The organism is Variovorax sp. Soil_C_17 (genome assembly GCF_057657265.1).
Genome location: NZ_JBDGIT010000049.1, coordinates 1 through 731 on the forward strand (window position 1 = coordinate 1; position 731 = coordinate 731).

General features: G+C 61.4%; 1 protein-coding gene. It reads right to left on the reverse strand.

The window, feature by feature from the left end; all coding sequences use genetic code 11:
- Positions 1–61: 61 nt before the first annotated feature.
- Positions 62–731, reverse strand: a 670-nt coding sequence (locus AC3A6Y_RS34970) for an RsbRD N-terminal domain-containing protein (protein ID WP_487872789.1), incomplete at its 5' end; no start/stop codon positions are given.

The window sequence follows — 731 nt, forward strand, 5'->3', positions numbered from 1 at the left end:
AACGCATCAAGAGCTACTTCGAACACGAGCCGGTTCGCTATGCGGCCTGATTCAAGTTCGCTCATGCCGGCTCAATAAGTTCCAAAAGCGAGTCCAGCAGGGTCGTCATGCGCTCCACCCCGTGCATCAGGGTCGCCGCGTGTGCGCTGATGGCCGGTGATGCCTGCAGGGTGATCAATCGGCCGGCGAGCGAAATGGCGTTCAGCGGGCCACGCAGATCGTGGCCGAGGACGCCCAGGAAAATCTGCCGCCATCGTTCGAGCTCCGCTTCGTGGAATGCCACCGATTCTGCAACCGCTTGATCGATGGCCTCGTTGAAGCGCCCAATTTCTTCCACTGTGCCCGGGCCAGCCGGATGCGCATCTCCGTAGAGCCGCAAGACGCTGGAGCGCAGGGCGCGGAACTCGGCGACGAGCTGGCTCGTGGTGAGCCCGCTGCGAGCTCTCGCAAGTCCATGGGCCTGCGCAGCCGTCTCGTCCTCCACCGAAGGTGCGTTTCCTTGGGATTTTTCAATCGACTCCCTCCTACTTTGCGGCCGCCGCAGATCTGCTGTGATGGCTCTCAGCAATTCAGGAAGGTGATCGTGAAGCACCGCCTCGTCTGCGGTGGCAAGGGCGGGTAGGGTGCGCGCATAAGCAGTTGCGGCCGAGAGAATCCCCGATCGACACTTCAAACTCCCCCACCCGTGGACACTCAAATTCCTCCAGGGCAGGACGAGGATTGCATTATTG